We start from the raw sequence: 13,834 nt of genomic DNA on the forward strand, positions 1-13,834 counted from the left end.
CAAGGTTTACTCCTGTTGGCCTTTTATTTAGAGGCTTGCAGGATCACAAACTTACCATTGGAGGCTATGGTCTTGCAGTTGCCGAACAGGCGCTTGAGCTTGATGTGGTAGCCCAGGTGACGGTTGCCGACCACATGCAGTATGCCGCCGTTCACCAGACGCCGTCTGGCATCGAGGAACATCTGCCAGGCAATATGATCTGTGATGGCCTCTCCCTGATGAAACGGCGGGTTACAGAGCACCAGATCCGGTGCGACGCCGGCGCTCAAATGACTCAGACAGTCGTCCCAATAGAAGTGGCCGCGTTCGGCTTCAAAGCCATTGCCCTGCCAGTTGAGCCGGGCACTTTCCACGGCCATCTCTGAGTCATCGACAAAGTGAATGCTCGCCTCGGGATAACGCTTGGCCGCCGCCAGCCCCAAAACGCCATTGCCGCAGCCCAGGTCCACCACAGAGCTAAACTCACCTTCGGGGAGGTTGGCCAACATTAAACGGGCGCCGATATCCAGTTTGCCGGCGGCAAATACATTGCTGAGATTACAGATATTGAGGCCGAATTCGCCAAGGGGCCACTCGCTGGGGGCAGGCAATTCGCGTGCCTGGCCATCGGCGAAGGCGGTAATCACCCGGGTCTTTTTCCATGCCAGACTGGCGCTGGCCTGGCCCAGATGTTTGCCAATCAGGGCCAACAAGGCTTGATTGATGGATTTGGCCTTGGCGCCAATCAATACCCGGGTACCGGCGGGAAGCATATTGGCCAGCAGGGTCAGCTGCCAGGCAAAAAAGTTGAGGTTCTTGGGCAGCTTCAGCAATATGGTATCGGGTACACAAGCAGGTATTTCCCGACTGTTTAGCCAGTGAATGTCGGCAGTGCTGAGATGGTTTTTCTCAAGATTCTGTCGAGCGCCAAGGTGGGAGGTGCGGGCATCCGAGCTCCAGTGAACCTTTGCATCTGGGTAACCTTGGCGAATGGCGCACAGCAGGGCTCCAAAGCTGTCGTTGATAATAAGCACAGATTGAGGCGCCTCTTCCTCGGCGAGCTGTTTGAGCAGGTGTTCATCGGCGGCATCCCAGGCCTGGAGGTTGGATTCCTGCTCTTCGGGATAGCGGTGCAGAGTGAGCTGAATATCAGCGGCTGAGAACTGGCTGGTCATATAACTGGGCTTAAAGGACGAATTTGCGCGGATTATCGCAAATACTGGCGCTCAAGGCGATATTTGCGAAAATCTGCCTTGGTCATTATGTAATAAAGAAGGCTTAAGCCGGGCAATAAGCCACAGAGAAACAATGCCATGAAGTTCAAATATGAGTTCAAAAGAGATACAGCAGTCCTTGTTTGCGCTTGAGCCTGGGTCATCTGATGAGTCGGCGACAGGCGTGCAGCGGTTTGAGCAGCCGCCTATGTTGCTGGTGCGCGGTTATCTCAATCCAGCCCAGCAGGATGCCATTTGGCGTGAGGCGGAGCATTATCCCCTGACTCGCCCCGAGCTTGAGATATTCGGCAAGCGTCACGCCATTCCCCGTACTCAGGTGTGGTTTGGCGATCACGGCTGTGATTATCGCTACTCAGGGTTATTGGTCAGGGCGCTTCCCTGGCCCAAATATCTGTTACGGCTAAGGCAAAAGCTGGATCGGGATTGGCAGCTTGGCAGCAACGGCGTGCTGGTAAACCGTTATGCCGATGGCCGCGACGCCATGGGTTGGCACAGCGACGATGAACCTGAGCTGGCTGAGGGGGCTGATATCGCTTCAATCAGTCTGGGCGCCGGGCGCGATTTTGATTTGAGACACAAGCAAAGCGGCGAGAAGCTGCGGCTGAGGCTTAACTCGGGCGATCTCTTGTTGATGTGCTGGCCGATGCAGCAGGAGTGGCAACATGCATTGCCAAGAAGGCTGAAACTCACAGAGCCCAGGCTTAATCTCACCTATCGGCGGCTCAAACCGGGTTTTCATCTTCCTGGTGGTTGAAAATTGTCGGATTGATCTTTGTTCGCCGACGCAGTAACCTGCCGCCAATCCCAACAGCTTATATCAGGTTTTACCATGTCCGTTGCCCAGACCATAGAGCAGAAGTTGCGCCTCGCCCTGACGCCGAGTCATATAGAAGTCATCAACGAGAGCCACAATCACCATGTGCCGCCTAATTCAGAGACGCACTTCAAGGTGATCATTATCAGTGAAGCCTTTGATGGCAAGCGTCTGCTGGCTCGCCATAGAGAAGTGGCCCAAGCATTGGCGGAAGAACTGGCCAATGGCGTGCACGCGCTGTCCATGCATACTTATACTCAGGCCGAATGGGATGCTCAAAGCGCCGTGCCTGAGTCGCCCAAGTGCCGTGGTTAAAAGTCCTGGCTTGATAAACCGCCTCCAGGGGCTGCATTTGTGTTTTGGCGCTGTAATAATAGCGCTTTGAGACGCGAAACCATTTAACTGTGCAAGCCAGCTTGCCATCCAAGGGAGAATACCCATGCCATTGTTAGACAGCTTTACCGTGGACCATACCAAGATGGAGGCACCGGCAGTGCGGGTGGCCAAGACCATGAGCACACCAAAGGGCGATACCATTACGGTATTTGACCTGCGTTTTTGCGCGCCCAACAAGGATATTCTCAGCGAGCGTGGCATTCATACTCTGGAACACCTGTTTGCCGGCTTTATGCGCGATCACCTCAATGGTGACGGAGTGGAGATCATAGATATTTCACCCATGGGTTGCCGCACCGGCTTTTATATGAGCCTTATCGGGACACCGGCAGAAGGCCGGGTTGCCGATGCTTGGTTGGCAGCCATGGAAGATGTGCTCAAGGTACAAGATCAAAAGGCTATTCCTGAGCTGAACGAATACCAGTGTGGTACCTATCAGATGCATTCTCTGGAGCAGGCGCAGGATATTGCCCGCAATATTATTGCCGCCGGTGTCAGCGTTAACCGCAACGACGATCTCAAGTTGAGTGAGGAACTGCTGAAGCAGCTCTAATCCCGTCCGGCTTACCTCGCTCAATCAAGCGGCTTGATATTTACTCAAGTCGCTTTTTTTTTGTCCGCAAATCAGTTAGTTTACAAAAATATAACATCAAATATGCGGTAACTGCTGATAGGGGATTGGGATATGAGTCAGAGGCGTGGCTTGCTTAAGGTGAGTGCCGTGGCCGGTTTGGTGAGCGGGAGTTTGGCCGGGCCGTGGGCGCATGCTTCCGAACCTTTGGCTGCTGACCATCCGGTTTTTGAGCCCGCAGCAATCAATGCCATGTACTATGACTCGGCCGAGCGGCAATTGACCGCCGGTGGCGAGCTTATCCCAACCCTGCCTGGCAGTTTCAGTATCCGCGGCGCCGGTGGCAGCGGCCATTCCGGAATGGCGATTATCGAAGACAGGGTCAATCTGGCGCCGGCACCTTACTCTGCACCTTATCTGTGGCAACTGCCGGATCCTGATACCCTGGTTGCCAGTTCGGCCAATGCCGCCGGTAGCTTGCTCCATGGCGGTAGCGGCAGTTTTGGCGTTTTGGAAACGCAAAGCCTGGGGTTGCACGAATCTCCGGGCAAGAGTGTGCGGCTTCAGGGCAATGAAGATAAAGGTTGGGGCGCCGAGGGCCGCGGTCTTATTGATGCCGATGACTATAAGGTGTTGCTGCAGGCGAGCCACAGGCGCCAGCAACCCTGGCAGGAGCCGAGAAGCGCCGAGCAGGGGCAAGACGACAGCCAGACCAAGGTCCTTTTCAAGATAGCGGCCAACAGCTTGCCGGGTGCCCGCAGCCGACAACATACTGAATTCAAGTATCAGTATTCACAGCAGCGGCAGTTTTTGCCGGGAATGGGGCTGACGGCTGCCGATTGGCAACTGAACCCTGAGTTGGTGTATGGCGCTGCCACGCAGGATAGACTCAAGAGCCGCAGTCACAGATATCAGCTGTCACACCGCGTTGAGCCTACTGCCGGCTCCCGGGTGTTTACCGAGCTTTACTACCATAGCCATCATAGCTCGCAGTTGCAGATGAGTTTTGCCAATGGCGCCTTTATTCAAGGTGACGTGCTTGAGCAACTGGCGGCCTTGGATGCCGCTGCTATCGGCGCGGTTTCATTGGTCGACTTTCGCTGTGATGATGACTTCGAGGCTATGGGGCTCCAGACTCAGGCCATTACTCAATATGGTCGCCACAAGGTGAGTTACAGTGCCCGCTGGCACAGAGACAAGGCCGAGCTGGCACCCGGCCTGGGGAGTTGGTTATGGCAGGATGGACTACTGAGTGATACTGCGCAGAGTCTGAGTGTCAGGATTGATGACAAGGCCAGTGTCTGGAGCTCGGCGGTGACGGCTGAACTCAACTGGTCGGCCGTGACTCTGGAGCTCGGCGTCGGCTATGAAGATGTCAGCTTGGAGCGCAGTAGCGAAACAGTGCCGCTTTCAGCCGCGGATTTCTCCGAAAGTGAATGGTTACCCACGGCCAAGCTCAGTTGGCGCGGGGAGGCACTGAGCCTGTTCATCAGTGCCGGCAGAGCCTGGGCGGCGGCGAGCCCCGGCAACCTGGGGCAACGCTCCCAGCAAGCCTGGCAATATGAACTCGGTGGCCGCTTTGAGTCAGGTAGGCTGAAAAGTGCACTGAGCCTGTACCAGCGAGACTTCGACAATCTGCATTTTGATTGCACGGCAAATAGCTTCTGCGACCCAGCGCTGCGCCTCAATCAATACAATCTCGGGGAAGTGGATGTCAAAGGCGCCGAACTGGCGCTCGACTACAGCCTGGACTCAGGCACTGTCAATTGGCCCATGGGGCTCAAGTACCATTACACCCAAGCCAAGGCGCAGCACTCGGGTTGTCTTATGCTGAGCGGACCTTGCCTCATGGCCGATAAACAGCTGCCCTGGTTGCCCGAGCATGCCTTGAGTCTTCATCTTGGGCTGGAGTGGGACGGCTTTAAGGCCAGGGCTCTGGGGATATATCGTTCAGAAGTGGCAAGCCTTACCCCTCAGGTGACGGCAAAGGACAGCATGCAACTGGATCTGCTGCTGAGTTATGACTTCAACTCAAAACATCAGCTCTATTTTCGCGCCGAGGATCTGCTCGATGACGCGAGCCCGTTACGTGAAGATGACAGTGGCTTATTGGCAAGTGTTGGCAGACGTTTACAGCTGGGCTACCGAATGAAATTTTGAAGCAGAGCCTCCCCGGTAAGGCCGGGGAGGTGAAATAAGTATTTTCGACTATTTGGTTGATTAATTCTTTAAAAATGAAAAGTATAACTTTATGAGTCAGGACAAAATCCTGCCTTTCGCCCGCTTGCCGCTATCTCCGCTTGTTCAACTCCGCTCGATTCTCTCTTGGTCGCTTTGAAAGCAGGTTAAAACACTACAATTTTCGTGGCGATAGCGTTGCAATTGGGGTAAAATGCGCGCGACCAGCGTGATTGCGATCGCATTTCTGTGATAAATCTGCGCTAGCTCAACGCTCGATTTTTTGTGTGAGAGTCGGGGGTTAGCAGGAACGCGGCGCATTGTCTTTCCTTCAAAACGTAGTGCATGTGGATATGATTACAATTAAGAAAGGATTGGATTTGCCTCTAGCAGGCGGACCAAAGCAAGTTATCCATGATGGCCCAGCCATTAAACACGTAGCTACTTTGGGTGAAGAGTATATTGGCTTACGTCCAACGATGAAGATCAAAGTGGGCGATAAAGTGCAAAAAGGTCAGGTGATTTTTGAAGATAAAAAGAATCCTGGCGTCAAATATACGGCTTTGGCCAGTGGCACAATATTAGAAATCAACCGCGGCGCCAAACGTGTTCTGCAGTCAGTCGTCATAGAGATCGAAGGGGACGAAGCCGTCTCTTTTGCCAAGTATGATGCCCAGGCTCTGGATACTCTGGAACCGCAGCAGGTTCGCGACAATCTGATTGAATCAGGTATGTGGACCGCATTGCGCACCCGTCCTTTCAGTAAGGTGCCGGCAGTGGATGCGACAGCAGCGGCTATCTTCGTGACAGCCATGGACACCCAGCCACTGGCAGGTGACCCTCAAGTTGTTATCGCTGAGCATAAAGACGATTTCGTCAACGGCCTAAAAGTACTGGCCCGACTGACAGACAAAGTCTTCGTCTGTAAAGCACCAGGAGCAGACATTCCAGCGGGCAATGCCCAAGTGGAAGAGTTTGCCGGTCCCCATCCAGCGGGTCTGCCTGGAACTCATATCCACTTCTTGATGCCTGCCTCTGCCCGTCGCAGCGTATGGTACCTGGGTTACCAGGACGTCATCGCGATAGGTCAGCTGTTTACCACAGGTGAACTGAACAACCAGCGCGTTGTGGCCATCACTGGCCCTAAAGCCAAGAACCCTCGCTTGGTACGCACTCTGCTGGGTGCCAGCACTCAGGCCCTGACCCAAGACGAAGCCGATGGCCAAGTTCGGGTTATCTCAGGTTCTGTGCTCAACGGCCGTACTGCAACAGGTCCCCATGCTTATATGGGACGCTACTTCCAGCAGTTGACCCTGATTGAAGAAGGCACAGAGAAAGAGTTCTTCGGTTGGGTAATGCCTGGAGCCGATAAATTCTCCATTACCCGTGCTTTCCTGGGTCACTTGAGTCCTTCCCGTCTGTTCAATATGACCAGCAGTACCGGTGGTTCCGAACGGGCCATGGTGCCAATCGGCAACTATGAGCGGGTGATGCCTCTGGATATTCTGCCCACTATGTTGCTGCGTGATCTGATCTCCGGTGATACCGATGGCGCCGTGGCATTGGGTGCGCTGGAGCTGGATGAAGAAGACCTGGCACTGTGTACTTTCGTATGTCCCGGTAAGTATGACTATGGTTCATACCTGCGTGACTGCTTGGAGACCGTCGAGAGGGAAGGCTTATGAGCTTGAAAGATTTTCTTGAGCGTATTGAACCGCAATTTGAAAAGGGCGGTAAATACGAGAAGTGGTATGCGCTCTATGAAGCCGCAGCGACCATTTTTTACACCCCGGGTAAAGTGAACAAGGGCAAGACCCATGTGCGCGATAACCTGGATCTGAAACGCATGATGATTACCGTCTGGGCCTGTACTTTCCCCGCCATGTTTGTCGGGATGTACAACGTGGGTCTGCAGGCACAAATCGCCCTGGCCGCCGGCTTCGGTACTCCCGATGTTTGGCAGGTGGGTCTGTTTGAACTCTTCGGTACTCAGCTGACAGCCGATTCCGGCTGGGCCACCTTGATGTGGTATGGCGCCTGTTTCTTCCTGCCTATATATGCCGTGACCTTCGCGGTCGGTGGTATCTGGGAAGTGCTGTTCGCCTCGGTTCGTGGCCATGAAGTCAACGAAGGTTTCTTCGTGACCTCTGTGCTGTTTGCCCTGACGCTGCCTGCAACTATCCCATTGTGGATGGTGGCACTGGGTATCAGCTTCGGTGTGGTTGTGGCCAAGGAGGTGTTCGGTGGTACCGGGCGTAACTTCCTCAACCCTGCACTGGCCGGTCGTGCCTTCCTGTTCTTTGCCTATCCGCTGAACATGTCCGGTGACAACTCCTGGGTGGTTGCTGACGGTTTCTCCGGCGCCACTGCGCTGAGCCAAGCGGCTTCAGGTACCCTGGACTATGCCTTCAACCAGAACTGGTGGGATGCCTTCTTCGGCTTTATTCCTGGTTCTGTCGGTGAAGTTTCCACTCTGGCTATCCTGCTCGGTGGTCTGGTTATCATCTATACCCGTATCGCTTCCTGGCGCATCGTCGGCGGCGTGATGGTTGGTATGATTGCCGTGTCACTGCTGCTGAACCTGGTCGGTTCTGAAACCAACCCCATGTTCGCCATGCCTTGGTACTGGCACCTGGTTCTGGGTGGATTTGCCTTCGGTATGATGTTTATGGCCACTGACCCTGTGTCGGCTTCCTTCACCAACCAGGCCAAATGGGCTTACGGTATCCTGATAGGTGCCATGGCAGTGTTTATCCGTGTTATCAACCCTGCATTCCCAGAGGGCATGATGCTGGCGATTCTGTTTGCCAACCTGTTTGCGCCACTGTTTGACCATTTTGTAGTCCAGGCAAACATCAAGCGGAGGATTGCTCGTGGCTAGTAATAAGGATTCGTTCGGAAGAACGCTATTTGTCGTCGTTGGCCTGTGTCTTATCTGCTCGATTTTCGTATCGACCGCAGCAGTACTGCTCAAGCCAACCCAGCAGGAAAACAAACTGCTGGATAAGCAGAAATTTATTCTGGAAGCCGCCAACCTGATCGACACCAAATCCGGCAAGGTCAGCAAAGATGTGGTTCTGGAAACTTACAAAAAGTATGTTGAAGCCAAGGTTATCGAGCTGAAAACCGGTGACGAAGTGACCGATATCAACGGCGATACCTATGATCAACAGAAAGCCTCTCGTGATCCAGCCACCTCTGTGGTGCCTGAGCATGACATTGCTTCGGTTAAGCGGATTGCCAAAAATGCCGTGGTTTATCTGGTGCGTGATGATGCCGGTAAAGTGACCAGCGTGATCCTGCCGGTTCATGGCTATGGCCTGTGGTCAACCATGTACGCCTTCCTGGCGCTGGAACCGGACATGAACACCATCCAGAACCTGGTTTATTACAACCAAGGTGAAACCCCTGGACTGGGCGGCGAAGTTGAAAACCCAAGCTGGAAAGCCAAATGGCAGGGCAAGAAGCTGTTTGACGAGCAGGGCAACATAGCTATCACAGTGACTAAAAACCCAGCCGTAGCCGAGACAGACCATGGTGTTGATGCCTTGTCCGGCGCGACCCTGACCAGTAATGGTGTTCAGCACTCGCTGACATTCTGGCTGGGCGATGAAGGTTTTGCTCGCTTTATTGAAAAAGCACGCAATGGAGGATTGAGCTAATGGCCGACAGTAAAGAACTCAAACAGGTTCTCACCGGACCTATAGTCAGCAATAACCCTATTGCGCTGCAGATCCTCGGGGTATGTAGTGCCCTGGCGGTAACCAGTAAGCTGGAAACCGCATTGGTGATGACCATAGCACTGACGGCGGTAACAGCGTTTTCCAACCTGTTTATCTCCATCATACGTAACCATATTCCTGCCAGCGTGCGGATTATTGTGCAGATGACCATTATTGCCTCGCTGGTAATCGTGGTGGATCAGGTGCTGCAGGCATACGCCTACGACATCTCCAAACAGCTGTCGGTATTCGTTGGTTTGATTATTACCAACTGTATCGTGATGGGCCGTGCCGAGGCCTATGCGATGAAGACGCCACCACTGATGAGCTTTATGGATGGTATAGGTAACGGCCTGGGTTATGGTCTGGTGCTGATGAGCGTAGGTTTCGTCCGTGAACTCTTTGGTAACGGTTCGCTGTTTGGTGTTGAGATACTCTCCAAAATCTCAGACGGTGGCTGGTATCAGCCCAACGGCCTGTTACTGCTGCCGCCAAGTGCCTTCTTCCTGATCGGTATTCTGATTTGGATAATCCGCACTTATAAGCCAGAGCAAGTAGAAGCAAAAGGGTAAGCGCGATGGAACATTATATCAGTTTGTTAATTCGCTCTGTTTTCATCGAAAACATGGCACTGGCCTTCTTCCTGGGGATGTGTACCTTCCTGGCCGTTTCCAAGAAAGTGAAGACGGCCATGGGTCTCGGGGTTGCGGTTATTGTGGTACTGACTATTTCAGTACCAGTTAACCAGATGATCTATCAGGGTATCCTGGCTCCTGGTGCATTGGCTTGGGCCGGTGTACCGGATGCCGATCTGAGCTTCCTTAAGTTCATTACCTTTATCGGTGTTATCGCAGCCTTGGTTCAGATCCTGGAAATGGCTCTGGATAAGTACTTCCCGCCACTGTACAACGCCCTGGGGATCTTCCTGCCGCTGATCACAGTAAACTGTGCGATTTTCGGTGCGGTATCCTTCATGGTTGAACGTGACTACAACCTGGGTGAGAGCCTGGTGTTCGGTTTCGGTTCCGGTTTGGGCTGGGCATTAGCTATCGTCCTGTTGGCCGGTATCCGTGAGAAGCTGAAGTATGCTGATGTGCCTAATGGTCTGCGTGGTCTGGGTATTACCTTTATCACTGCGGGTCTGATGGCCTTAGGTTTCATGTCGTTCTCTGGTGTGTCCCTTTAAGGGACACCAAGCGGCTTCCGAAATTGAACCTCTAAGGATAAGTTAATGGATATTCTTGGTATTTTTAAGTCTACTCCACTCGAGGTTTACCTCGGTGTGAGTATGTTTACCGCGATAGTTCTGATCCTGGTATTGGTGATCCTGTTCGCCAAATCCAAGTTGGTCTCCAGCGGTGATATTACTATTGGCATCAACGGTGACCCAGAGAAGGCGATTACCACTGCTGCCGGTGGCAAGTTGCTGGGCGTTTTGGCCAACAACGGTATTTTCGTGTCATCTGCCTGTGGTGGCGGTGGCTCTTGTGGTCAGTGTCGTGTCAACGTTAAGTCCGGTGGCGGTGATATTCTGCCAACCGAACTGGATCATATCAGCAAGGGTGATGCCCGTAAGGGTTGCCGTCTGTCTTGTCAGGTTAACGTCAAGTCAGATATGGAAATTGAGCTGGACGAAGAGATCTTCGGCATCAAGAAGTGGGAATGTACTGTTATCTCCAACGATAACAAGGCGACCTTCATTAAAGAGCTTAAGCTGCAGATCCCTGATGGCGAGTCTGTACCTTTCCGTGCTGGTGGTTATATTCAGATTGAAGCCCCTGCTCACCATGTGAAGTACAAAGACTTCGATATTCCAGCAGAGTATCGTGGTGACTGGGAACACTTTGGCTTCTTCAACCTGGAATCCAAGGTTGATGAAGAAACCATTCGTGCATACTCTATGGCCAACTATCCGGAAGAGTTTGGCATTATCATGCTGAACGTGCGGATTGCCACACCTCCACCACGGAATCTGAGTCTGCCTTGTGGTAAGATGTCGTCTTACATCTGGAGTCTCAAGCCAGGTGATAAAGTCACTATCTCCGGTCCATTCGGTGAGTTCTTTGCCAAAGATACCGATGCTGAAATGGTCTTTATCGGTGGTGGTGCAGGTATGGCGCCTATGCGTTCTCATATCTTCGACCAGCTCAAGCGTCTTAAGTCCAAGCGTAAGATGAGCTTCTGGTACGGTGCCCGTTCCAAGCGCGAAATGTTCTATGTTGAAGATTTCGATGGCCTGGCGGCTGAGAATGATAACTTTGTCTGGCATGTGGCCCTGTCCGATCCTCAGCCTGAGGATAACTGGGATGGCTACACAGGCTTCATTCACAACGTGCTTTATGAGAACTATCTCAAGTCGCACGACGCCCCTGAAGATTGTGAGTTCTACATGTGTGGACCTCCAATGATGAACGCAGCGGTAATTGCTATGCTGAAAGATCTTGGCGTTGAAGATGAAAACATCCTCCTGGATGACTTCGGTGGCTAAGCATTAGTTCATTCCCTGGCACTGCCTTTTGGCAGTGCCAGTTTGTAAGGGAAATTCATAGTATGCAGTTCAAGACCGCTAAGTTTACAACGCTGGCAAATTGGCTGGTCCTTATGGGATTGGCCTTTTTTGTTTCTGGTTGCAGCAGTCAGGATGAAGTGATTGCGCTCTCCGGCAGTACCATGGGCACCACTTATCATATTAAGGTGGTTAACAGCAAAAGTTTGCCGGATGCCCAGTTGTTGCAGGCTGAAATCGATATGGCACTGGAGCAGGTGAACGACCAGATGTCGACCTACAGACCCGACTCCGAGCTTTCGCGTTTCAATCAGCTCCAGCAAGGCCAGAGTTTGACAGTTTCAGCCGATACCATTACCAATATCCGTGAAGGTATCAGGTTATATCAGCTCACTGACGGCGCGCTCGATATCACCCTGGGGCCCTTGGTCAACCTGTGGGGCTTTGGCCCGGACAAACGGCCTCTGGAAGTGCCTTCTGCCGAGCAGATAGCCGAGGCCAAGGCGCGAATGGGGATAGATGCCATTCAGATAGAAGGGGACCTGCTCAGCAAGAGTCAGTCCAGCGTCTATGTGGACTTGTCATCCATAGCCAAAGGATTCGGGGTCGATAAAGTGGCTCGTTTGCTGGATAAGTATCAGCCCAAAGGTTATCTGGTGGAGATTGGCGGTGAGATCAGCGTCAAGGGAACCAAAGACGATGGCAAACCCTGGCGGGTGGCGATAGAGCAGCCGGCGGATAATGGCCGGGCAGTGCAACAGGTGATAGAGCCGGGCACCATGGCCATGGCTACCTCGGGCGACTATCGCAACTACTATGAGGAGGACGGACAGCGCTTCACTCATATTATCGACCCACGCAGTGGCTTTCCGGTAGAGCACAGACTGGCCTCTGTCACTGTGTTGCACCCTGAGTGTATGACGGCCGATGGTTTTGCCACTGCCATGATGGTGATGGGCACAGAAGCCTCGCTGGCCTTGGCCGAAAAGGAAAAGCTGGCCATCATGCTGATTGAAAAACAGGACGAAGGGTTTAAGGTATACTATAGCTCTGCGTTTAAAGCCTTCGTCCACTAGAGTAATTGGAGCCTTTATGAGTACTTTTATTGCGGCCTTTGTGATTCTGCTGGCGTTCTTCCTGCTGATGTCTGTGGGTTATTTAATCAAGCGCAAGGCGGTACAGGGCAGCTGTGGTGGCCTCGGGGTTTTGGGTATAGAAAAGGCCTGCGACTGTGATGAGCCCTGCGATAAACGCAAGGCCCGTGAAGCGGCTGAAGAAGCCCGGCGCGAGCGTTTAACCAAAGATAGAATTATTTGAAAAAGGGCCTCTTCGGAGGCCTTTTTTTCGTCCGCTCCGCCCGTTAATTCCTGCTGTACTACACTCTGTGGCATGGACAAGCGCTCTGTAGAGGAGATATGCCGATGAGCAGAGAGCCGGAAGCTATTCTCGATTCAGTGGTACAGTTGACCGAGCAGCGGCAGTTGGATTCTCTTGCCGAGAGCCTTGTGTCCACAGTATCGCAAATGCTCAACATAGATGAGGTGTGTATCCTGGATGTGGATAAGCTCACCAAGCGTAAAGGGGGCCTGGATGGCCAGCGCAATGTCAACGGCGCCACGCTGGCTGTGTCGGTCAAACTCTGTATCGAACAACAAAGGGAGATCTGTTTCTCCAACGGTCTGCACCAGGAGTTGGCCGTTCCCATCATCATCAACGATAAACTCACCAAGGTGCTCTTGGTCAGCGCGCCTTTATTGACTGAGCAAGATATGGTTTTGCTCAGAGGTTTTGCCAAAGTCTATGAGAACTATTTCCACATAGTGGTGGAGAGTGAAACCGACAGCCTTACCAATCTATTGAACCGCAAAGCCTTTTTGCCACAGTTATACAGTTCGGTGGAAATTGCCTGTGAACTCAAGCAGGAACAGGCGAGTATGGACGCCGAAGAGGAACTCAAGCTGTGGATTTGCATCTTCGATATAGACTATTTCAAGAAAATCAACGATACCTTCGGCCACCTCTATGGCGATGAAGTCCTGTTGCAGGTTTCGGCGCTGATGAAGCAGGTGTTTAACCCTCAGGATCTCATGTTTCGTTTTGGCGGTGATGAGTTTGTTATCCTGCCGGCGCCGCGTACCCGCAGTGCCTTGCTTAAGCTGTGTCAGGAGTTTACCCACAGGCTGGCCAAATTGCAGCAGGAGCGGTTGGGCGGGATCCGCATCTCTATGGGCATTGTGGGGATAGATCCCCGGGTTGAGCCCGGAACCTTGCTCAATCAGGCCGACAACGCACTGTATTTTGTCAAAGGCAATGGTCGCAACCAAGTGGCGTTTTATGGGCAACTGTTGGAAGAAGGCAAGCTCCAGGGGCCACAGATAGAAGATGATATCGAGCTTTTTTAATCACTTGTGCTTAAAAGTAGCTTGCTAACCT

Annotated in this window: 14 protein-coding genes; 13 read left to right on the forward strand and 1 reads right to left on the reverse strand. The window is 52.7% G+C overall.

Annotated features, from left to right (window positions below; translation table 11 throughout):
• Positions 1–23 precede the first annotated feature (23 nt).
• Positions 24–1,154 carry a methyltransferase gene (locus tag ACMHXI_RS17740; protein WP_025887783.1) on the reverse strand — a complete coding sequence of 377 codons (1,131 nt, stop codon included), beginning with the start codon at positions 1,152–1,154 and terminating at the stop codon, positions 24–26.
• Between the two features lie 151 nt (positions 1,155–1,305).
• Here ACMHXI_RS17740 and ACMHXI_RS17745 point away from each other — a divergent pair, with 151 nt between their 5' ends.
• From ACMHXI_RS17745 to ACMHXI_RS17805, 13 genes are all read left to right on the forward strand, one after another.
• Positions 1,306–1,968, forward strand: a complete 663-nt coding sequence (locus tag ACMHXI_RS17745; RefSeq protein ID WP_144380332.1) for an alpha-ketoglutarate-dependent dioxygenase AlkB family protein — start codon at positions 1,306–1,308, stop codon at positions 1,966–1,968.
• A 75-nt stretch (positions 1,969–2,043) separates the two neighbouring features.
• On the forward strand, positions 2,044–2,343 hold the full coding sequence (locus ACMHXI_RS17750; protein WP_413735657.1) for a BolA family protein: 300 nt from the start codon (positions 2,044–2,046) through the stop codon (positions 2,341–2,343).
• A 124-nt stretch (positions 2,344–2,467) separates the two neighbouring features.
• The gene (gene luxS, locus ACMHXI_RS17755) at positions 2,468–2,977 is read left to right on the forward strand and encodes an S-ribosylhomocysteine lyase (protein WP_025011876.1); all 510 of its coding nucleotides are present in this window, start codon (positions 2,468–2,470) and stop codon (positions 2,975–2,977) included.
• Positions 2,978–3,109: 132 nt separating this feature from the next.
• Positions 3,110–5,155, forward strand: a complete 2,046-nt coding sequence (locus ACMHXI_RS17760; RefSeq protein WP_101058201.1) for a TonB-dependent receptor — start codon at positions 3,110–3,112, stop codon at positions 5,153–5,155.
• Positions 5,156–5,526: 371 nt separating this feature from the next.
• Positions 5,527–6,858 carry a Na(+)-translocating NADH-quinone reductase subunit A gene (locus ACMHXI_RS17765; protein ID WP_044735907.1) on the forward strand — a complete coding sequence of 444 codons (1,332 nt, stop codon included), beginning with the start codon at positions 5,527–5,529 and terminating at the stop codon, positions 6,856–6,858.
• Positions 6,855–8,054: an NADH:ubiquinone reductase (Na(+)-transporting) subunit B gene (locus tag ACMHXI_RS17770; protein WP_096140833.1), complete on the forward strand. Its 1,200-nt coding sequence runs from the start codon at positions 6,855–6,857 to the stop codon at positions 8,052–8,054. Before ACMHXI_RS17765 ends, ACMHXI_RS17770 begins: the two co-directional genes overlap by 4 nt.
• Complete coding sequence (locus tag ACMHXI_RS17775) at positions 8,047–8,835, forward strand: Na(+)-translocating NADH-quinone reductase subunit C (RefSeq protein WP_025011873.1); 789 nt, start codon at positions 8,047–8,049, stop codon at positions 8,833–8,835. Before ACMHXI_RS17770 ends, ACMHXI_RS17775 begins: the two co-directional genes overlap by 8 nt.
• The gene (locus ACMHXI_RS17780; RefSeq protein ID WP_025011872.1) at positions 8,835–9,467 is read left to right on the forward strand and encodes an NADH:ubiquinone reductase (Na(+)-transporting) subunit D; all 633 of its coding nucleotides are present in this window, start codon (positions 8,835–8,837) and stop codon (positions 9,465–9,467) included. The genes ACMHXI_RS17775 and ACMHXI_RS17780 overlap by 1 nt, the downstream gene beginning before the upstream one ends.
• A gap of 5 nt (positions 9,468–9,472) precedes the next feature.
• A complete protein-coding gene (gene nqrE, locus ACMHXI_RS17785) occupies positions 9,473–10,081 on the forward strand; it encodes an NADH:ubiquinone reductase (Na(+)-transporting) subunit E (protein WP_025011871.1) in 609 nt (202 codons plus the stop codon).
• 45 nt (positions 10,082–10,126) lie between these two features.
• A complete protein-coding gene (nqrF, locus tag ACMHXI_RS17790) occupies positions 10,127–11,383 on the forward strand; it encodes an NADH:ubiquinone reductase (Na(+)-transporting) subunit F (protein ID WP_025011870.1) in 1,257 nt (418 codons plus the stop codon).
• Between the two features lie 62 nt (positions 11,384–11,445).
• Positions 11,446–12,477, forward strand: a complete 1,032-nt coding sequence (locus ACMHXI_RS17795) for an FAD:protein FMN transferase (RefSeq protein WP_107110653.1) — start codon at positions 11,446–11,448, stop codon at positions 12,475–12,477.
• A gap of 16 nt (positions 12,478–12,493) precedes the next feature.
• Positions 12,494–12,718 (forward strand): (Na+)-NQR maturation NqrM, encoded by a 225-nt coding sequence (gene nqrM / locus ACMHXI_RS17800; protein ID WP_025011868.1) that lies wholly within the window; start codon positions 12,494–12,496, stop codon positions 12,716–12,718.
• Positions 12,719–12,822: 104 nt separating this feature from the next.
• On the forward strand, positions 12,823–13,803 hold the full coding sequence (locus tag ACMHXI_RS17805) for a GGDEF domain-containing protein (RefSeq protein WP_028779749.1): 981 nt from the start codon (positions 12,823–12,825) through the stop codon (positions 13,801–13,803).
• Positions 13,804–13,834: the final 31 nt, after the last annotated feature.

It is taken from the genome of Shewanella sp. BJSY2023SW005 (genome assembly GCF_047314585.1).
Lineage (GTDB): Bacteria > Pseudomonadota > Gammaproteobacteria > Enterobacterales > Shewanellaceae > Shewanella > Shewanella algae.

Coding starts and splice junctions, on each gene's coding strand:
- ACMHXI_RS17740 (WP_025887783.1), bottom strand. CDS start 1,154: ATGACCAGCCAGTTCTCAGCCGCTGATATTCAGCTCACTCTGCACCGC.
- ACMHXI_RS17745 (WP_144380332.1), top strand. CDS start 1,306: ATGAGTTCAAAAGAGATACAGCAGTCCTTGTTTGCGCTTGAGCCTGGG.
- ACMHXI_RS17750 (WP_413735657.1), top strand. CDS start 2,044: ATGTCCGTTGCCCAGACCATAGAGCAGAAGTTGCGCCTCGCCCTGACG.
- luxS (WP_025011876.1), top strand. CDS start 2,468: ATGCCATTGTTAGACAGCTTTACCGTGGACCATACCAAGATGGAGGCA.
- ACMHXI_RS17760 (WP_101058201.1), top strand. CDS start 3,110: ATGAGTCAGAGGCGTGGCTTGCTTAAGGTGAGTGCCGTGGCCGGTTTG.
- ACMHXI_RS17765 (WP_044735907.1), top strand. CDS start 5,527: ATGATTACAATTAAGAAAGGATTGGATTTGCCTCTAGCAGGCGGACCA.
- ACMHXI_RS17770 (WP_096140833.1), top strand. CDS start 6,855: ATGAGCTTGAAAGATTTTCTTGAGCGTATTGAACCGCAATTTGAAAAG.
- ACMHXI_RS17780 (WP_025011872.1), top strand. CDS start 8,835: ATGGCCGACAGTAAAGAACTCAAACAGGTTCTCACCGGACCTATAGTC.
- nqrE (WP_025011871.1), top strand. CDS start 9,473: ATGGAACATTATATCAGTTTGTTAATTCGCTCTGTTTTCATCGAAAAC.
- nqrF (WP_025011870.1), top strand. CDS start 10,127: ATGGATATTCTTGGTATTTTTAAGTCTACTCCACTCGAGGTTTACCTC.
- ACMHXI_RS17795 (WP_107110653.1), top strand. CDS start 11,446: ATGCAGTTCAAGACCGCTAAGTTTACAACGCTGGCAAATTGGCTGGTC.
- nqrM (WP_025011868.1), top strand. CDS start 12,494: ATGAGTACTTTTATTGCGGCCTTTGTGATTCTGCTGGCGTTCTTCCTG.
- ACMHXI_RS17805 (WP_028779749.1), top strand. CDS start 12,823: ATGAGCAGAGAGCCGGAAGCTATTCTCGATTCAGTGGTACAGTTGACC.